The sequence below is a fragment of the Proteus hauseri ATCC 700826 genome (genome assembly GCF_001654965.1).
In the GTDB taxonomy this organism is placed as follows: Bacteria; Pseudomonadota; Gammaproteobacteria; order Enterobacterales; family Enterobacteriaceae; genus Proteus; species Proteus hauseri.
Map to the genome: position 1 here is coordinate 18651 of NZ_LXEV01000028.1, position 19353 is coordinate 38003.

Here is a 19353-nt window from a genome sequence, read left to right on the forward strand (position 1 = left end):
ATATTTAACATTAGATATTTATGAAGACAAAACAGACAATTGGGGTTAAGTACATCATAGCAATGTGGCTAACACTGCTATTTTTTTCATTTCCATTACATGCAAAAGAATGGACTGTTGGTGTATTAGCGTTACGAGGAGATGCCTCAACTCAACGACATTGGCAACCGCTAATTGAAACACTTAACGAGCAATTTCCAACAGAAAACTTCACCTTGTTGCCATTAAATTTACAAGAAATGAAACAAGCTGTGGCGCAAAAAAATGTCGATTTCCTGCTCACAAATCCAGCCCAATTTGTCCAACTTGATAATGCTTTCCCGCTACGCTGGTTACTCTCTTTGCGTTCGAGCTATGAGCCAGATAACACCACTAGAAATGTTATCGGAAGCCTTATTTTAGTGCGTAATGACAGCGCAATAACATCAATTAATGAATTAATAGGAAAGCGCGTAGGAGCCATTGCACCAGATGCTTTTGGTGGTTATCTTTTAGGGTATAAAGCGCTAAGAGAAGAAGGGATTGATCCTGATAAAGATTTTACGTTACGTTTTTCTGGTTTTCCTGCTGACGCCCTACTTTACCAACTACGTGATAACGATATTAATGCTGCGATTATTCCTGTCTGTTTATTAGAAAATATGGATAACGAAGGATTAATTCGTAAAAAAGATTTTCGGCCGCTTATCTCTTATGAAACCAAAACACCCTGTCTAACAAGTACCCCCCTTTACCCAAACTGGTCATTTGCGGCATTAGATACAGTACCGGATGAATTGGTCGATAAAGTAACGCGCACTCTACTTATGGATGAGAGTAAACCTAAAATGAAATGGGGAGCGCCAGCTTCTCATACCCAAGTGGAAAACTTATTAAGGGAAGTAAATCAACATCCACAACAAAGACAACTTTGGCAAGATGTAAAAATATGGGCAATTCAGCACCGTTTTATTCTGGCACTCTCATTTTGTGGGGTGATTTTTTTGGTGCTAAACCAAGTATGGGTAAGCTATTTGGTTAGACGCAGAAGCCGTCAATTAGAACAAGCACATAATCGCTTAAGACAACACAAAGAAGAACTAGAACAAGCTCAGCGTTTGAATATTTTAGGTGAAATGGCATCAGGATTTGCTCATGAACTCAATCAACCGCTCTCAGCGATTAAAAGTTATGCTCAAGGTAGTGTGATCCGCTTACAAAAAGAGAACGAATCTCACCCTTTACTCCCCGCATTACAACAAATAGACAAACAAGCTCAACGCGGTGCAGATATTATTAGAAACCTCCGTTTATGGGTTGGAAAACAATCGTCTAATATGGAAAGCATTCCCTTAGTAGAACAAAATATAGCCACTTGTATTCAACATATTTGGACATTATTACGAGTAGAAGAAAAATATCCTCAGGTATCACTGATCATCCATGTTGATGAACATGATACCCTATATCTACCTGAGACATTATTAGAACAAATATTATCTAATTTAATTACTAATAGTCTGCAAGCTGGCACCAACACACTGAAAGTAAGTACACATAAAGCGCCTGACAGATTATTAATTGTGATTGAAGATGATGCAGGTGGAATGAGCCACAGCCAACTTGAACAACCATTCTCACCTTTTCAAACCACAAAAGCAGAAGGACTTGGATTAGGTTTAGTGATTTGTCAGCGTTTATTACTCTCGCAAGGAGCTGATATTCATATTGATAATCAGACAAATGAAAATAATAAAATTGGATTAAAAATTACCTTAATTTTCCCGAAAAAAAATTAATAACGGAGGAAAAATGCCAACAATTCATCTTGTTGATGATGATCTGGCTGTTACTGATGCTTGCCAGTTTTTATTAGAAAGCTTAGGTCATGCTGCGCATGTTTGGAATGATAGCGAGTTCTTTATTAACAATATCAATCTATATCAACCCGGTATCGTGCTATTAGATATGAGAATGCCTAAGCCTGATGGCAGACAAGTACATCAATATCTTATTGATAAACACAGCACACTTTCAGTGATATTCCTGACAGGCCATGGGGATATTCCAATGGCTGTTGAAGAAATAAAAAAAGGTGCTATCGATTTTTTACAAAAACCTGTTGATAGTAGTGCTCTGCTTTCAGCGCTTGATGCTGCATTTAATGATACAAAATCACGCTTTAGCGCACATGAAATTCGTCGTCGTTATGCCTCTTTAACCCCTAGAGAAAAAGATATTGCTCATTACGTTATTCAAGGATTAATGAATAGAGAAATTGCTCAAGTCGCTTGTGTTTCTATTCGTACTGTTGAAGTTCATCGAGCAAAAGTCATGGAAAAAATGGCGGCAAAAAATATTGCTGAATTAGTCACTGCACTGCAAGGTATCGATATTTTCGCACCTAATTTATAACAAAATTTCTGATCCTCAGTAAAAAGTGTCACAATATAGAATATTCATTGGAAAATAGTAAATAGATAGGCTCATGATAAAGTCACCCCCATTTAAAGCATCATTTCTACAGCCAAAATATTGGCTGACTTGGTTTGGGATTGGCGTACTCTACCTTCTGGTTTTGTTACCCTATCCTGTAATTTATTGGTTAGGCACCCGACTAGGCCGTTTATCTAAAGTTTTTTTAAAAAAACGTGTACAAATCGCAGAACGCAATATTGAGCTTTGTTTTCCACAAATGCCCAAAAATGAGCGCGAAGCGTTATTAAATAAAAACTTTGAATCTGTTGGTATGGGTCTATTTGAAACTGGAATGGCTTGGTTCTGGCCTGACTGGCGCGTTAAACGCTGGTTTAAAGTTAGTGGTGTAGAAAATATTTACAACGTCAAAGAAACAGGGCAAGGGATCTTACTTATTGGGATCCACTTCCTTACTCTTGAACTTGGTGCTCGTATTTTTGGTATATATAACCCCGGTGTTGGTGTGTATCGCCCTAACGACAACCCAGTAATGGATTGGCTACAAACATGGGGTCGTATTCGTTCCAATAAATATATGATTGATAGAAAAGATATCAAAGGTATGCTGCGTGGTTTAAAAGCGGGTGAAATTATCTGGTATGCGCCAGACCACGATTACGGCCCTCGTAAAAGTGTTTTTGTCCCTTTATTTGCAGTGGAAAAAGCAGCAACAATCACAGGAACATATATTTTGGCACGAGTTAGTAACCCAGCGATTGTTCCCTTCACACCTAAACGCTTACCAGAAGCTAAAGGCTATGAACTTATCATTTCACCCGCTATTGCTGATTTTCCTCTTGATAGTGAAGAAAGCAGTGCTATAGCAATGAATAAGGTGATTGAGAAAGAAATTTTACGAGCACCCGATCAATACATGTGGTTACATCGTCGCTTTAAAACACGCCCAGAGGGCGAACCCTCTTTATATAATGAGATAAAAAAAGTACACTAATACACAAAGTGGCTGTTTTTAATAAAAAAAGCAGCCACTTAAAAATATAACCATTATTTAAATACAACAATAATAAAAGTACTAACAGCACAAACGTAAACTCCTGCAAAACACATTATAAGAGCAAGACCTATCGCCCTTATTCTGTATCATGGCTATATTCTTATTCATAAGAAAACAGATAAATAACAGCCACAACGATGTGTTTGCTGCTATTTTTGCCTATGTTCTCAATTTATCCTTCATTTTCTTGGCTAAAGGAGTGACATGAATCTAAAACCTCGAAATAACTCTTGGAAACGCAATCTTTATGTTGTCTGGTTCGGTTGTTTTCTAACTGGTGCCGGTTTTAGTTTAATCATGCCTTTTTTACCTCTTTATGTAGAAGAACTAGGTATTACCGATCATGAAGAATTAAACCTTTGGACGGGTGTTGCTTTTAGTATTACATTTCTATTTTCTGCTATTGCTGCGCCTTTTTGGGGAAAATTATCCGATAGAAAAGGCAGAAAATTAATGCTACTACGCTCAGCTCTTGGCATGGCGATAGTAATGGTACTAACTGGTTTTGCACAAAATATTTGGCATTTACTTATTTTACGAGCCTTGCTCGGTGTATTAGGTGGCTTTGTTCCTAATGCTAATGCATTAATTGCAACGCAAGTTCCTGTTAAGAAAAGTGGTTGGGCATTAGGAACCCTCTCAACGGGCGCGGTTAGCGGTGCATTAATTGGACCATTAATTGGCGGAATGCTTGCCGACCTTTATGGCTTACGTCCCGTATTCTTTATTACTTCTGCTGTTTTATTTATTTGCTTTTTAGTCACTCTCTTTTTTGTTAGCGAAAATTTCACGCCTGTATCTAAAAAAGACGCCTTATCAACACAACAAGTTTTTTCATCACTTAAAAATAAACGACTCGTTATCTGTTTATTTTTCACTACAATGATTATTCAAGTCGCTACTGGCTCAGTAACCCCGATATTAACACTTTATATTCGTGATTTGAGTGGCTCTGTCGCTAATCTTGCTTTTATTAGTGGCGTTGTTGCCTCTGTTCCTGGTATTGCCGCATTAATTAGTGCCCCCCGATTTGGTAAATTAGGCGATAGAATTGGCCCAGATAAAGTGCTTATTTTTACTTTAGGACTCTCTATTTTTATGCTCATTCCCATGGCTTTAGTACAAAATTACTGGGAATTAGGTGCATTAAGATTCTTATTAGGCGCGGTTAATGCGGCAATGTTACCTGCTGTACAAACACTTATTCTTTATAACATTACACCAGCGATTGCTGGTCGAATATTCAGCTACAATCAGGCGTTAAGAGATGTAGGAAATGTTACTGGACCGTTAATGGGTGCATTTGTCGCGGCCAGCTATGGTTTTAGAGCTGTTTTTTATTTCACCGCTGCCGTTGTATTTTTTAATCTTATTTATTCCTGGATTAGCTTTAGCAAGCCTTCAAACAAGTAGTCAAAAAAACCACAAATAAGACAAGTTAATAGTTTTTTTACTACAAAAAATTACACTTTTGCGCTTAAAGCCCTAATTGTTATTTTTTTTCTTATGTATTTTATAAATTATTGTTTATTAAGAAAATTCCTAAGCACAATTTATTCCCTCTTATAAATTTTTCTTGCCCTTTTTTTTCAAAAAATAGCAAGTTTAACTATTGTAAAATGAGATTTTTATCGACTTTTGCACCAAAAAATGGTTTATAAAGTATTAAATATGCTTTTAGTCACTTACTCGCGCTAAAAGTATGTTAAAAATATATTAATTAAATGCAGTAGCAATTGATAACAGAATGAAATCGTTTTGTTTTGCCACCTGCTGTTATTTTGTTCTTTTTACTTGCAAACAACCTGTAGAGGTTTTATTTGGGATTTTAAGATGCAATCTACTCACTCAAAATCAAGCCGAACTTTCTTTGGCCATCCTTATCCGCTTAGCTCCCTCTTCTTTACCGAAATGTGGGAACGTTTTTCATTCTACGGTATTCGCCCATTATTAATCTTATTTATGGCGGCAACTGTTTATGATGGAGGCATGAATATCCCCAGAGAGCAGGCTTCTGCTATTGTCGGGATTTTCGCTGGTGGTGTTTACTTAACATCACTACCTGGTGGTTGGTTGGCTGATAACTGGTTAGGGCAGCGTTTAGCTGTTTGGTACGGCTCAATTTTTATTGCCTTAGGGCATCTTTCTATCGCGCTGTCTGCGTTTTGGTCACAAGACCTGTTCTTTATCGGTTTATTATTTATCGTATTAGGAACCGGGTTATTTAAAACTTGTGTCACCGTAATGGTCGGAACCCTGTATAAAAAAGATGATACACGCCGAGATGGTGGTTTCTCTTTATTTTACATGGGTATTAATATGGGCTCCTTTATTGCACCTCTTATCACGGGCTGGTTAGTTCGCGATTATGGCTGGCATTGGGGCTTTGGTATTGGTGGTATTGGTATGCTTGTCGCATTACTGATTTTCCGCTTCTATGCAGTACCGACAATGCGCCGTTTCGATAGTGAAGTAGGCTTAGATTCAAGCTGGGATCGCCCTACTGTTGTCCGCCGTAATGTTGCTCAATGGGTAATGGCATTATCTGTGGTACTTATTGGCATTGTGGCATTAATCATATCTGGCGTTATTCCGTTTAATCCGGTATTAGTCGCAAACTTTATGGTTTATGTCATTTCAGGCAGTGTGATTGCTTATTTTATCTATTTATTCCTATTTGCTGGATTAAGTAGCAGTGACCGTTCACGCTTATTTGTCTGTTTCCTATTATTGGTTTCAGCAGCACTTTTCTGGTCTGCATTTGAGCAAAAGCCAACATCATTTAACTTGTTCGCTAATGACTACACCAATTTAAACTTTATGGGATTTGAGATCCCGGCTGTTTGGTTCCAGTCTGTAAACGCGCTGTTTATTATTATTCTCGCGCCAATATTCAGTTGGTTATGGCCGATGATGGCGCGTAGAAATCTGAATTTAAGCAGCATGACTAAGTTTGTCATTGGTATTTTATTTGCTGCTGGCGGATTTACCGTCATGATGTATGCATCTGAAAGTGTTATCGCCACAGGTGAAGGTGTATCACCACTGTGGTTAATCTCTAGTATATTTTTACTGACTTTAGGAGAACTATGCTTAAGCCCTATTGGACTTGCTACCATGACTATTTTAGCACCCGCTAAAATGCGTGGTCAGGTAATGGGTTTATGGTTCTGCGCAAGTGCACTAGGTAACTTAGCAGCGGGTCTTATGGGGGGTAATATTCGCCCAGATAAACTTGATGTTATGCCTGACTTCTTCTCTCACGTTTCTATTGCGCTGGTAATTTGTGCAGTTGCTCTGTCTGCGTTAATTATCCCTGTACGCAAATTATTACAAAGTGCAGATAATAAAGAAAAAGCAGATGCTTAATTAACCTCTTAAGCCATGCCTTATTATTAGGCATGGCTTTTTGTTTTGATTGCGGCTTCTCTATAAAACACTTAATCTCATTACCTTATTATTTATTGTTTATTGTTTATGAATAAGGTGATTTTATGGCTGTTCTTCCTATCTATTATGTCAATGCCTTTTCTTCTACCTCTTTTTCAGGAAACCCCGCAGCCGTTATTCTTTTAGATACATGGCTTCCTGACTCCACATTATTAACCTTAGCCGGTGAAATTAATTTACCAGAAACCGCTTTTTTAGTTGGTGATCATATTCGTTGGTTTACACCTAAAATCGAAGTGCCATTATGTGGCCATGCGACTATTGCTACCGCTTTTGTGTTAAAGACAATAAAACAATCACCAGCGTCTTTATTTAAATTTAATTCTCTTTCTGGAAAGCTTTCTGTTTCTTGTCACTCATCAAGCTTTACGCTTGATTTTCCACAAATATCAGCAACTAAAAATGAACATATAAAAGCACAGCTTGAATCAGATTTAGCGATTAAAATAGATGAAGTTTGGATCTCTCATGATAGATACACTTGTTTTGTTTCTGATCCAGAAACAGTTATTAACTATCAGCCTAATTTTGACAAAATAATTCAATTACCTTTACCTGGAGTCATATTAACGGCGAAAGGCTACGCACCCTTTGATTTTATTTCACGCTTTTTTGCCCCTAAAAAGGGTGTTAATGAAGATCCCGTTACTGGTACATCTCATTGTGTATTAGCACCTATTTGGGGAGAAAAACTGAATAAAACACAATTAAATGCCCGGCAAGTTTCAAAAAGAGGTGGAAATATATTTTGTGAACTAAAGAATAAACGTATCTTGCTTACCGGAGAAGCGGCACTCTTTTTACAAGGCAGTATTACTTTTTAATGACAAACACCATTATCATCCCTTCATCTACTTTGCTTTCATTTTTCTCTATTTTATACTGTGGGGATATTATTCCCTACGGTATCAAAATAAGGTTTTATCGTTATGTCCATTGCTGATTTATCACCTGAGTTACAAAATAAAATCAAAAATTCAGTAACACGTGTTTCTAAAGTTATTTTCCCGACAACAACTAATCACCACTCTACACTTTTTGGTGGCACTGCATTAGCATGGATGGATGAGGTTTCTTTTATTACAGCAACACGTTTTAGCCGTAAGCGTTTAGTTACAGTATCCACCGAAAAAATAAACTTTAACCACCCTATTCCATCAGGCACTATTATTGAACTTGTTGGTGAAGTGATACGCGTTGGTAGAACAAGTTTAACGGTTAATGTTTCTATCTTTCTTGAAGATATGTACGCTGAAGGGCGCGAAGAAGTCATTCATGGACAGTTTAATTTTGTTGCTGTTGACAATAATGGTAAACCAACACCATTAATCGATAAATAACGCTTAATAAAGACAATAAATTTTCTTTTAAATTAAATTATCTTAAAAAAGAGTTGTTTTATATTAACCATATAGATATTTACGTAATAATACTAAATCAGAACCATAAGACATCATGTGCACTTTTCACCCAATGAAAAATTCACAATAAAATCAATAAGTAAACCAATTACTCACATATAAGACAAGAGTTATCCACAGTTAATGTGGATAACTAGCGCCAGAAAATAATCACAATACACAGATTTTTATTACTTCAAATTCAACCTGACAAACAGTTAACTTCATACCTACCAAAGCACTTTCTGCAATAACAATATCCATATGATGGGAATAGTTTCGACATATATCCAGTGCTAATTCAATAGAAGGCTCGATTAATAATATCGTACTTATCCTATCAAGCTCTGGAATATCGTAGTATTCTGAATCAATAGTAAAAATAGGATTATTTTGAGCTATTTCTAATACCTTATCTGCTGCGGCTTTATTTACTCTCACTTGTTTTATTAAATCACCACCACCAGAATAAAGATAAATCATTATTTTTTCCAAACTAAACAAAGGTTGTAATACTTATTATCCTCGTATTATAAACCAAAGCCAATCTTTAGATAAAAAGCTACAACCTTACACTTAGCGAGTATTTATTAAATTTGGCTACCAACCATAAGAAATACCACCGCCCACAACCGCTCTATCTTCAGTATTCCATGATGCTGAAACACGAAATAAAGTACTATCATTTATTTGGTATTGTACACCCGTCGCAAATGCATTAGCGTCGCGGTAATTACCAACACCAATACCTAGACTAAATGTATGATTAGTGACGTAAGGAATATTTGCCATAGCAGCAACAGAAGAAATACCTGCACTTGCTCGCTTATCTGCTTTATCTATTTTATTATCCATCGCTTTTAAAGACGCATCATTATCAATAAAAGCATTCTTAATCTTATTATTGGTATACTCATTTGCAATAAATATAGACTCATTCTTAGATCCGTCAATATACTCTTTTAACGATACATCTCTTTCTTTAAGAATAACATTTGTCTCTTTGATAAATTCATTGCCCTTTTGAGTAATATATTTCTGATTATCCCTTATTATTTTTTCATTATTTTTCCCTAAAATATCTTGGATACTCGTTGTAATTTTGCCAATTTCAATATCAGTATAATCATTGGCATCCTTTTTCGTCTTTCTCACTCGGCTATCTGTGAGTATTTCAGTTTCTCGTTTTGCATTATTAACATGCTCGATAACTTTATCATTATGCTCACTTACTTTAAAATCGGTGTATTCTTTACTATTACTTTCGATCTCCATCACTCTATTATTAGTATGTTCTTTAAGAATTATCTCTGATTTAACAATCCTATTTTCAGTATATTCTTCTATTCCTCTTTTCATACCGTCTATTTTTTTATCTGTATAATTCTCTACTCCTTTTTTTATTTCCTCAGTCTTTTTATCAGCATAATCCTCAACATTATTTTTCATTTCAGCAAGCTTATTATCATTATAAATATAAAGATCATTTTTTGCTTCAGTAATATAATTAATCGTATCCTTTTGGTGTGCCTTTACTTTATCATCAGTATAACGATTAGCATTTTTTTCTGCTTCAGTTGCTAATTCAGTAGCTTTTGTTTCACTGGTCAATAATACAACCTTATTTGAATTGGCTATATCAGATTCAATTTTCTTGTTATTTTCGGCTATTTTATTATTGGTTTCTTTTAAGATGAAGTTTTTTTCATCATTAATCTTATTATAAATAGCGTTATTATTGTCAGTAATACGTTTGTCTGTTTCTTTGAATATATTATCTTTGGTTTCTTTTAATTGTGAAACATTCACAGCATCGGTATCCGCAGTACCAGCCGCAACATAAATTATCTGTCTTGTATTACTATCACTTCCTACAGATAACGTATTATTACGATTATTCTTACTCTTATCTCCTAAGATAATTGAGTTACTTGCAGTACCTGATGATTGGCTACCAACAATAACTGTATTATTTGCGCTGTCGGCCAAATAACTACTACCACCTAAAATAACGCCATTTTCAGAATTATTTGTTGCACCTTTACCTATACTAATAGAATTATTATTTTCACTATATGCCTTATCACCAATAGAGATAGAACCCTCTCCAATAGCCATTGCACCACTACCTATAGATAATGAATTATCACCAATTGCAGTGCTACTATGCCCAATGGCTGTTGCACTTTTTCCTTCAGCCCCAGCGGTAGCTCCAATAGCTGTAGATTGGTCAGAATGAGCCCAAGTGTTATATCCCAGAGCCGTAGATTCATTACCATCAGCTTTACTTTCTGGTCCTAATTTCGTCGTATTTAGCGCATATGAAAGTGAAGTTGAAAATAATGAAATTAATAGTATATTTGCTTTAAAAAAAATAATCTTATTCATATTCACACTATTCTCCATATATATTTTACTCACACAGAGAGTAATGCATGTTTTTATTTTTACACATTATATATTTTATAAAATAATTTAATGAATAAAGTAAACTTAATCAAACAACAATAATGACAGATAGTTATTATTATATTTTAACCATAAAAAACAAAAATACAATTTCCATATATCAAATAAAATCAACAAGTAACAAGATAAATTAATTATTGAATTTAAAAATAAAAATAATAAAAAAACAAAATGTGAAATTACATGTATTTTTATCGTTAAAATAATCTTTTATATTTGCGACAAAGATCAAATAAAAAATTTTAATTAAAACCTTTTATTTTAATAATTATAAAAGTAAAAAATTAACATTATTTTCTTGGGAACATTTTCAATAGAACATTAATATCTTGTGAGAATTTATTTTTATCAACAGAAACACGGAATGATGGTGAAAGTTTACCTACCACATTTGCAGAAACTATCGACTTATTATTTATACTTAATGTCATTTCATGTCCTATATTACTTTCAGTGTAAGTGATAAACATATTCTCACACTGTTTAGTTAAAGTAATACTAAGAATTTCATCTGTTGAACTTTTTTCTGTATGATTTGATACGGGAATAACTGAATCAATACATTTGTTAGATAACGATAATATGGCTAAATCGGTAGAAAAAGACAGTATATTACTAGTTTCATTATTATTAATAATAAAAGAATCAATACTTTTACTCTCTCCAGATATTGATAATGGTGAAAAAATAACGACCAATATAAAAAGGATATTTTTCATTTATATTACTCCGAAAAAAGCCCTTGATAGCATTCACTAGCAAGGGCATCACTCTATTCAATAAATAGGCGTTCAGCGTTTAACAGTGTCTCTATCGATGATTGACATAAATAAGGCCTTAATGCTGTAAACTTTTTATCAGACCACTCATAAATACACAACGATAAAAGTTGCTCTATTATTTTTGGCTCAAAACGATATTTTAAATGCTTTGCTGGTGTTCCACCAACAATACTATATGGCTCAACATCTTTTGATACCACACTGTTCGCCGCAATAATGGCACCTTCACCAACAGTAACACCAGGCATTATCATTGCACGCATTCCTATCCAAGCACCATCATGAATATGGGTATCGCCTTTGCCAATATAAGCCTCTTCTATTTTGTCCATAAAAGGGTAGAGAGAAAACCAATCCATTCGATGGGTATGATTTCCTCCCATTAAAATAACGGCTTCAGCACCAATACAGACATAATCGCCAATATATAATTTATCAATTTCCCATAATGGTTCCCACTGTAAACTAATCTCATCACCATAGAGATAACGTACAACAGAAGCCTCAAAACCATTATCCCAACAATCACTATAATAGCTATGCTGGCCTTTGATAATAATATTCTTATTCTTTACTGTTTCATGCAGATACTCTACATGCGACCAATGTTTATTTCTCATAAAATGACTCTCTACAAATTGATGAGCCATCAAAGAATGCTTAATTCTCTGATGATGTGTTCGCATTCAAAACACACCGTCTTAAGCTATTCTGGGCTGTAGTAATAATGGATTTTTTATCATTCGTATCACTTTTTCTTTTTTGAGATAGAAAAATAATGCTGCTTAATTTTACAGATAATTTATATCAGCAGAATAAAGATAAAAGCCACTCATTAACCACTAAGTGGATAACAAGTGGCAAAACATTCTATTTTATTTAAAGAAATCTTTACTGCCATGAGGCGCACAGCGTAAATATTGAGGTGCAACTTTAATAGTCTGCTTCAATTTTTCTGCTGCATGCCAAGGCCAACGAGGATCGTAAAGAATACCTCGACCAAGTGCAATAAAATCAGCCTGTTCTGTCAGTAAAATAGCCTCTGCTTGTTCAGGTTGAGTAATTAAACCCACTGCAATAACCGGCAACTGTGTTTCATTATAAATAGCCTGAGCAAAAGGAACTTGGTAATTAGGCCCCAACTTAATGGCTTGCTTATCAGATAATCCGCCAGAAGAAACATGAATATAATGACAACCTAATTCTTCTAAATGTTGAGTTAATGCAATTGAACTTTCAAGATCCCAACCACCTTCAACCCAATCTGTTGCTGATATTCTTATACCAACACAAATATTATCTGATACAACATCTTTCACCGCAGTAAATACATCCACCAATAACCGACAGCGATTATTAAAATCGCCACCATATTGGTCAGTACGATGATTTGATAAAGGAGATAAGAATTCATGCAATAAATAGCCATGTGCACCATGTATTTCAATAACATCAATACCCGCAGATTCAGCTCGTTTTGCTGCTTGAATAAAGGCTGTTTTTATCTCTTCAATTTCATCAATAGTTAATGCGTGGGGAGTATGATATTGCCCAAATGCAATAGGAGATGGTGCAACTTTTTGCCATCCATGCATTTCTGTTGATGCTAAAGATTTACCACCATTCCAGGGTAAATCAGTCGATGCTTTTCTTCCCGCATGTGCAAGTTGAATACCAATTTTAGCTGTTGAGTAGGTTTTAATATTATCAACAAGCGTTTTTAATGAACTAGCATGTTCATCTGACCATAAACCTAAATCTTTATAGCTTATTCGCCCACTTGGCTCAACAGCAGTCGCTTCCATAATAACTAATGCAGCACCTGATAATGCTAATTGCCCATAGTGCATCGTGTGCCAAGAAGTCGGAAGTCCATTTTCAGCAGAATATTGACACATAGGAGCAACAATTATGCGATTTTCTAATTGATGGGGGCCTAATTTTTTAGGGGAAAATAACAAATTCATATAAAGCCTCCTGCTATTAATAAGCATCGAGGCAAAGAAATTATTTTTACTGTATCCATATTCAGAAAATAACTTTTTGCCTACTATTTAATTTTAGATTTGCGACAATTTTAATGCAATGGAACCAGGCTAACGGATTGCCTTTATTTACGCGATGCGCTGCTTCACATTGTAATAAGAAAAAGGCAATATTTTCCTTCACACTAGCAACCCACAACCTGTACTGAAAAATAATAGTTTGCTGTTTATTAGTTCTTTATGCTATTTGCTATTAAAAACTTTTCAGTTCCCTATTTTTAACATCCATCACTACTGCCAGCACAAGCAACACCCCATACTAGCATAACGGGTATAACCATAATAATAGCAACGGGGGCCATTAAAACAGCGCCCACATCCCCTGCAATATCTTTACTGGAAATAAAATAATTTACTTCTGCAATTAAAGGCTTTCTTAGCGCATACTTTTTCGTTAATCCGTGTTTATTTTCCAATGCAACAATATTTCCATTAGTACTAAAACTATGCATTAAAAATTCTGGTTTTTCTGTATTACTAGGCTGGGTTGTCGCCGCTTTAGGTAGATATCGCGTAACATTAAAGTGATATTTATCTATCAGCTCTTTTTTCTCAATATCTGAAAGCCCTGCAACTGCAATATAAACTCGATAAGTGCCATTAACAGATTTCTTATCTGTAACGGTTAGATTTGCTGTAGAATAAATCAATTTATCTGCATAACGACTCAAGCTAAAGAGATATAATTCTTTGACTATCTCACCAGAAAACTCATAATCATTTACTTCACCAACGGCATAAAGTTTGTCATTGCTCAGCAGTAATGCTGTTATTTTTTCATTCTCTTTTTTATCGAGATCATGGGTTGTAGTACATGCAACAAGGAAAAATAAGAAACCAAGTAATAATAGTTTTGTTATTTTCATGCAATTCCTTATTTATCAAATAGTAAAAAATAATGTTAATATATTATCTTATTTAAACTATTCATTAGTTAAAATATCTGAAAATAAACCTCTAAGTTACCAACATTTTCTTAAAGTAAGGAGCAGTTGCTTTATACAGTTTTAAATAATTCTGCCCTATAAAATTAAGATTAAAAATCACAAAAAATGATAAAAACAGCAAAAAATAAAAAAATTAAATGAAAATTGAAATCTTAAACTTAAAAAGACCCACTTAATTAAGCAAGTCTTTTCTAACTTTATGATTAATGCGGTTTGACTAATAATAATGATAGTTTTCTTGCAACCGGTAATACAAATAAAACGGTTGGAAAAGCAATTAACCAAGATACTCCCCAAGAACTTAACCAAGGAGATATAATAAATAGCCCAATCCCTATAGTCTTGACTGTACTAATAAAGGATACGATGCCACACATTACAAAAGATAAGAAGAAAGGAACCAAAAAAATCATGGTTCTAACAGGAAATTTAGGAATGCCTAAAATAGTGTTTTTGTCTTGAGAAGACATAGATAAAGACTCCAATAATACGATGTACAACAGCACATAACTGCCAATACAACAGGCCAATAAATTAGTTATATGCGTTGATTAACGTAAACGCTTACGAGTCTTTTTAGACCAACTGAATGACACAGTTTATAAATAAATCTTTTTTTGTCAACTAATTATTTTTCTATTAAAAACAATATAAAAAATGGTGTTTTGATATAAATACATTAGAAAATGTTTACGTTTAAATAAACTAAACAACAAAGTTTCTTTATTAATCTTTATAGTTAAATAACTAACATTGAATGACTTTTCAATAAAAAACCTTATAAACATAAGGTTTTTTTACTACAGTTCTTACCAATCTCTAGTTGCAATTAATTCTTCAGCATCAGCTTTTTCAAATCCATATTCTTTGGCAATAATATAAATATTCTCAGCGATACACTCTCTTGCTACTGTTTCTATCTCACTATTTTCTTCTTCAAACTCTTCAGCTAACTGATTAAATTTATCTGTCGCCTTATGACTTAAAGCATAAAGTTCATTTAGCATTTTGGGTTGAGTTTCTTCAATATTAATACAAAGCTCTTTAAGGATCTCTTGACCTTTTTTCACTAAATGAGTGGGATAATATTTATCATTTTCCATCTCACTTAAGAAGTGATATTGCGCTAACACCTTGTTTTTAATTATCATAAAAAAATCCTGAATTAAAATTTATCATTTTGATTAAGAATACTTGTTTATTATTCTTAATATAACGTATATTAACGATTCATAATTAAATTACTAGTATCCATTACACTAAAATGCACTATTTTTATTATATAATCTATCATTTATAAGTTAGCGAAAAATGACAAAAAAATATTTTTTATTACCTTATTAGTTGGCGTAACTTTTCTCTTTTTTATCATAGTTAAGTACTATTTAAATACCCGACCACTCGCATCATGGCAATTCTATGGTAAAAATGGTGAATATATTACAGGATATTACTACCCACCAGAGCAAGATAGTGCAACGAATGAAATTATTTCTATTCCAGAAGTTCCAACTATTGACGGTTTAAAGTTAACTAAATGGAATAGCTGTTCTTTGGAATTAAAGGTAGAAAATAAAATTCTTTCTATTTATTATTTTAATGATAATCTCATTCAAGCATCACTAAAAAATAATGTTTATCCTTATATTCCATTTATTGAACTTTATTTGTATCAGCCTGATGACATGCATTGGTGGGCAACTCGTTTAAATGATGGTACATATCGTGGATGGATTTGGGATAATTTAGCAAATCAACTTATTCCTGTTCACTATAATAAAGATAGAATATCGTTAATTGAAGGCACTAAATATCAACTGATAGAAAATGGAAACTGGATTTTTCAGCGCTGGTCACAAGGAAAAATAATAGAAGAACGCATATTAGATGATTTGCCAGGAAAAGATAAAATAATTCCTGATATTGATAAAGAAAGAACTAACGAAGCAAAGACACAAATGCAAAAAATGGCTAATGAATTAGCCGCACCATTAAATCTACCTTTTGATCTTATTCTATGGGATAAAGTACCTTGTAATAATTAATTTTACTATTGAAATGCTCCCAGAGGGTTGGGAGCATTTCTGACACAGAATAAATTAGTTAATACTAAAAAATACCTTTTAATCCCATATTAATTCCTTTTAGCGCTATTGTTTATTCCATTTTAAACTAATGGTTTTTATTGCCGAGTATAGTATAGATAAAGTAACTAAATAAAAAGCTCGTTGCACAACAAAATAATCATACTTCATTCTCTCAAAAACAATGACAAGATAAACATAATAATTTATTGATAAATCTAAGGATAAAATATTTTTTTATTTTAATTCATTTTAAAATAAAAATATTAATCTTGTACTAAAGTTAACTTACATTATTTTATCTTATAAAAAAACAAATTAATATAGTTATTCTTTCTGATAAATAGAATTATAAATACTTAAACATAATTACTTTTTAGTTTATAACTTTAATTAAAATATAAATTACATCATACCTTACTAATGAAAATATTTTTTTAAATTATATAACAACAAATCTTGCCAAGCTGTTTTACTCATTTAATGTTATTTATACTTAGAGTATATATTAAATAAAATATCCATCTTACATTAAGATTTGATTAATCGTATTTAACATTATATTTTATTATATTGCTCAATTTTTATTTGCCACATATACTTTCTTAAATCAGATTTAAATAGGTATTATTATGAATATTTTATTAGTGGAAGACGATTTACAACTTGGCAAAGCACTATGCCGAGGACTTGAAATTGCGGGCTTTCATCCATGCTGGGTAAGATTACTCGCCGATGCATGAACTCAATTAAGTCAACGGGCATTTGATTTAATGTTATTAGATTTAGGGTTACCGGATGGCGATGGTCAAGATGAACTTATCGCACTAAGAAAAAGTGGAGAAAAAATCCCTATCATTATTCTTACAGCGCGTACACAAATCGATAATTTAGTACAAACATTAGATTCAGGTGCTGATGATTTTTTACCAAAACCATTTGCAATGCCTGAACTTATTTCCAGAGTAAAAGCAGTAAGCCGAAGAATGGCTGGATTTTCATCACAAATATGGTCAATTGGTGACTTACAACTGAATCCGTCTAATCATCAAGTCACATTAAATAATGAATTACTTTTATTATCAGGTAAAGAATATCAATTACTGTATGAACTTATGCGTAATACCGATAATGTGGTTCGTAAGTCTGAGTTAGAACAACGCTTATTTGGTTTAGATGATAGGATTGAAAGTAATTCTCTTGAAGTTCATATGCATAATTTACGTAGAAAAATAGGCAAAGAACGAATAATTACTGTTCGTGGTGTAGGTTATTTATTAAAAAAAGAAGTTAATTAAATGAAAATCCGCTCCTTTTTTATCTATACTATCGTTCTCCAGATTATCTCTATTATTATGTTATGGGGTGTTTGGTTAGCGTGGATACAGTTTGATTATCTTGCGGATTTCGAAAAAATATATAATAAGCAGCAAGAAATCATAGCTCAAGGTTTTGCTAATACTTTAGAAATTGTCGCTGATCAACCTGAAGTGGTAAAAGAAATAGCACATAATTTACAGGGTATGTATATCGATGCCATGCTCAATGGAGAAGATGATGACATGCCCTATCTTCCTTGGATTATAGCCCTCGATCAAAACAATAATATTATTTATACCAATAGACCCGAATTACCCATTCCAAGAGTGCTTTCACTAGCTTCTGAACGAATATCTGTTGCAGGTGAAAAGTGGATCCTTTCTTATAGTTGGGGTGAAAAACACAAAATAAAAGTGTTTATTGGTGAGTCTGTTGAAGACAGAGGCCATATTATTGGTAATCCTATTGAAGGAACTTTTGTTCCATTCTTATTTATTCTTGCCACAGTTATCTTCGCCATTTTAATAACGGCTTATTTTAGTTTGCGTCCTCTCAGACAAGCTGCAAAACTTATCTCTAATCGCAAACCTCGTAACCTCACCCCAATTAATGTAGGGCAACAATTTAAAGAGATCCGCCCTATATTTAAAGAGCTGAACCAACTTATGAGGAGGATTGATGCTGCAAATATTAGAGAAAAGCAATTTATGGCAGATGCCGCTCATGAATTAAGAACACCGATAGCCGCAGTTATAGCACAGCTACATCTACTTTCCTTGGTAGATAATATGCAAGAGCGCGAAGAAATTATTGAAGATATGAAACAATCGCTAGATAGAACGGCGGCACTATCACATCAATTAATTGATTTAGCACGATTAGAATGTGACGATTTTCCTCTTAAAATAGAAGAAATCGATATTTACAATCTTATCGGTAATGCTATTGCTCAAAGAGTGCCTTATGCACTAACAAAAAATATTGAATTATCATTAAATGAAGGTTGCTCTCTTGAAATAAAAACAGATAAACAAGCATTATTGTCTATTTTTAATAATCTAATTGATAACGCGATTAAATATTGTCCTAAAGGTAGTCAAGTTGAAGTGACCATCGAAAATAGATGGAAAAATGGTATAAATATTATTCTGCGTGATAATGGCCCAGGTGTTGCGAAAGAGCATATAGCAGCACTATTCTCTCGTTTTTATCGAGTTCCAGGAACAGAAGAGACAGGTAGTGGATTAGGCTTATCTATTGCTCAAAATTTAGCAAATAAAATTCATGCTTCAATTATGGTTACCCAAGGACTAGATAATAAAGGTATTGGTTTTATTATTTCTCTACCATTAGAAACGATATTAACTGATAATGATTAAAGTTA

The 19353-nt window shown here is 33.7% G+C and carries 17 protein-coding genes and 1 pseudogene; 10 read left to right on the forward strand and 8 right to left on the reverse strand.

Annotation, left to right across the window (positions count from 1 at the left end; all coding sequences use genetic code 11):
- Positions 1-20 precede the first annotated feature (20 nt).
- The 7 genes from ttrS to M997_RS12305 all read left to right on the forward strand — a co-directional run bounded on the left by ttrS (position 21) and on the right by M997_RS12305 (position 8262).
- Complete coding sequence (gene ttrS, locus M997_RS12275) at positions 21-1778, forward strand: tetrathionate respiration histidine kinase TtrS (protein ID WP_064720406.1); 1758 nt, start codon at positions 21-23, stop codon at positions 1776-1778.
- A gap of 13 nt (positions 1779-1791) precedes the next feature.
- Positions 1792-2394, forward strand: a complete 603-nt coding sequence (gene ttrR, locus M997_RS12280) for a tetrathionate respiration response regulator TtrR (RefSeq protein WP_064720407.1) — start codon at positions 1792-1794, stop codon at positions 2392-2394.
- Positions 2395-2467: 73 nt separating this feature from the next.
- Complete coding sequence (locus tag M997_RS12285) at positions 2468-3409, forward strand: Kdo(2)-lipid IV(A) acyltransferase (protein ID WP_064720408.1); 942 nt, start codon at positions 2468-2470, stop codon at positions 3407-3409.
- A gap of 267 nt (positions 3410-3676) precedes the next feature.
- On the forward strand, positions 3677-4885 hold the full coding sequence (gene mdtG / locus M997_RS12290) for a multidrug efflux MFS transporter MdtG (protein ID WP_064720409.1): 1209 nt from the start codon (positions 3677-3679) through the stop codon (positions 4883-4885).
- A gap of 420 nt (positions 4886-5305) precedes the next feature.
- Positions 5306-6841, forward strand: coding sequence for a peptide MFS transporter (locus M997_RS12295; RefSeq protein ID WP_064720410.1), 1536 nt, complete (start codon positions 5306-5308; stop codon positions 6839-6841).
- Between the two features lie 125 nt (positions 6842-6966).
- Complete coding sequence (locus M997_RS12300; RefSeq protein WP_064720411.1) at positions 6967-7746, forward strand: PhzF family phenazine biosynthesis protein; 780 nt, start codon at positions 6967-6969, stop codon at positions 7744-7746.
- A gap of 105 nt (positions 7747-7851) precedes the next feature.
- Entirely contained in the window at positions 7852-8262 is a 411-nt protein-coding gene (locus tag M997_RS12305) for an acyl-CoA thioesterase (RefSeq protein WP_064720412.1), read from the forward strand.
- Between the two features lie 231 nt (positions 8263-8493).
- Here M997_RS12305 and M997_RS12310 read toward each other — a convergent pair whose 3' ends face one another.
- From M997_RS12310 to M997_RS12345, 8 genes are all read right to left on the reverse strand, one after another.
- The gene (locus M997_RS12310) at positions 8494-8805 is read right to left on the reverse strand and encodes a hypothetical protein (protein WP_064720413.1); all 312 of its coding nucleotides are present in this window, start codon (positions 8803-8805) and stop codon (positions 8494-8496) included.
- Between the two features lie 117 nt (positions 8806-8922).
- Positions 8923-10710, reverse strand: coding sequence for a YadA-like family protein (locus M997_RS12315; RefSeq protein ID WP_064720467.1), 1788 nt, complete (start codon positions 10708-10710; stop codon positions 8923-8925).
- 371 nt (positions 10711-11081) lie between these two features.
- On the reverse strand, positions 11082-11510 hold the full coding sequence (locus M997_RS12320) for a hypothetical protein (protein ID WP_064720414.1): 429 nt from the start codon (positions 11508-11510) through the stop codon (positions 11082-11084).
- A 53-nt stretch (positions 11511-11563) separates the two neighbouring features.
- Positions 11564-12193: a CatB-related O-acetyltransferase gene (locus M997_RS12325; protein ID WP_064720415.1), complete on the reverse strand. Its 630-nt coding sequence runs from the start codon at positions 12191-12193 to the stop codon at positions 11564-11566.
- Between the two features lie 255 nt (positions 12194-12448).
- Entirely contained in the window at positions 12449-13540 is a 1092-nt protein-coding gene (locus tag M997_RS12330; RefSeq protein ID WP_064720416.1) for an NADH:flavin oxidoreductase/NADH oxidase, read from the reverse strand.
- Positions 13541-13836: 296 nt separating this feature from the next.
- Positions 13837-14484 (reverse strand): hypothetical protein, encoded by a 648-nt coding sequence (locus M997_RS12335; protein WP_064720417.1) that lies wholly within the window; start codon positions 14482-14484, stop codon positions 13837-13839.
- A 284-nt stretch (positions 14485-14768) separates the two neighbouring features.
- Positions 14769-15035 carry a DUF2798 domain-containing protein gene (locus M997_RS17240; RefSeq protein ID WP_074379359.1) on the reverse strand — a complete coding sequence of 89 codons (267 nt, stop codon included), beginning with the start codon at positions 15033-15035 and terminating at the stop codon, positions 14769-14771.
- A 339-nt stretch (positions 15036-15374) separates the two neighbouring features.
- The gene (locus M997_RS12345) at positions 15375-15716 is read right to left on the reverse strand and encodes a DUF5713 family protein (RefSeq protein ID WP_064720419.1); all 342 of its coding nucleotides are present in this window, start codon (positions 15714-15716) and stop codon (positions 15375-15377) included.
- Between the two features lie 402 nt (positions 15717-16118).
- On the opposite strand from M997_RS12345, the gene M997_RS12350 reads away from it, so the two are divergent.
- The 3 genes and pseudogenes from M997_RS12350 to M997_RS12360 all read left to right on the forward strand — a co-directional run bounded on the left by M997_RS12350 (position 16119) and on the right by M997_RS12360 (position 19348).
- Positions 16119-16610: a hypothetical protein gene (locus tag M997_RS12350; protein ID WP_064720420.1), complete on the forward strand. Its 492-nt coding sequence runs from the start codon at positions 16119-16121 to the stop codon at positions 16608-16610.
- Between the two features lie 671 nt (positions 16611-17281).
- Positions 17282-17947: pseudogene (locus M997_RS12355) on the forward strand (response regulator).
- Positions 17948-19348: an ATP-binding protein gene (locus M997_RS12360; protein ID WP_064720421.1), complete on the forward strand. Its 1401-nt coding sequence runs from the start codon at positions 17948-17950 to the stop codon at positions 19346-19348.
- Positions 19349-19353: the final 5 nt, after the last annotated feature.

What these genes read in the sequence shown, in the direction of transcription:
- M997_RS12345 (WP_064720419.1), bottom strand. Translation starts at nt 15,716, where the DNA reads ATGATAATTAAAAACAAGGTGTTAGCGCAATATCACTTCTTAAGTGAG.
- M997_RS12305 (WP_064720412.1), top strand. Translation starts at nt 7,852, where the DNA reads ATGTCCATTGCTGATTTATCACCTGAGTTACAAAATAAAATCAAAAAT.
- M997_RS12330 (WP_064720416.1), bottom strand. Translation starts at nt 13,540, where the DNA reads ATGAATTTGTTATTTTCCCCTAAAAAATTAGGCCCCCATCAATTAGAA.
- M997_RS17240 (WP_074379359.1), bottom strand. Translation starts at nt 15,035, where the DNA reads ATGTCTTCTCAAGACAAAAACACTATTTTAGGCATTCCTAAATTTCCT.
- mdtG (WP_064720409.1), top strand. Translation starts at nt 3,677, where the DNA reads ATGAATCTAAAACCTCGAAATAACTCTTGGAAACGCAATCTTTATGTT.
- M997_RS12325 (WP_064720415.1), bottom strand. Translation starts at nt 12,193, where the DNA reads ATGAGAAATAAACATTGGTCGCATGTAGAGTATCTGCATGAAACAGTA.
- ttrS (WP_064720406.1), top strand. Translation starts at nt 21, where the DNA reads ATGAAGACAAAACAGACAATTGGGGTTAAGTACATCATAGCAATGTGG.
- M997_RS12310 (WP_064720413.1), bottom strand. Translation starts at nt 8,805, where the DNA reads ATGATTTATCTTTATTCTGGTGGTGGTGATTTAATAAAACAAGTGAGA.
- M997_RS12315 (WP_064720467.1), bottom strand. Translation starts at nt 10,710, where the DNA reads ATGAATAAGATTATTTTTTTTAAAGCAAATATACTATTAATTTCATTA.
- M997_RS12285 (WP_064720408.1), top strand. Translation starts at nt 2,468, where the DNA reads ATGATAAAGTCACCCCCATTTAAAGCATCATTTCTACAGCCAAAATAT.
- M997_RS12300 (WP_064720411.1), top strand. Translation starts at nt 6,967, where the DNA reads ATGGCTGTTCTTCCTATCTATTATGTCAATGCCTTTTCTTCTACCTCT.
- M997_RS12360 (WP_064720421.1), top strand. Translation starts at nt 17,948, where the DNA reads ATGAAAATCCGCTCCTTTTTTATCTATACTATCGTTCTCCAGATTATC.
- M997_RS12320 (WP_064720414.1), bottom strand. Translation starts at nt 11,510, where the DNA reads ATGAAAAATATCCTTTTTATATTGGTCGTTATTTTTTCACCATTATCA.
- M997_RS12335 (WP_064720417.1), bottom strand. Translation starts at nt 14,484, where the DNA reads ATGAAAATAACAAAACTATTATTACTTGGTTTCTTATTTTTCCTTGTT.
- ttrR (WP_064720407.1), top strand. Translation starts at nt 1,792, where the DNA reads ATGCCAACAATTCATCTTGTTGATGATGATCTGGCTGTTACTGATGCT.
- M997_RS12295 (WP_064720410.1), top strand. Translation starts at nt 5,306, where the DNA reads ATGCAATCTACTCACTCAAAATCAAGCCGAACTTTCTTTGGCCATCCT.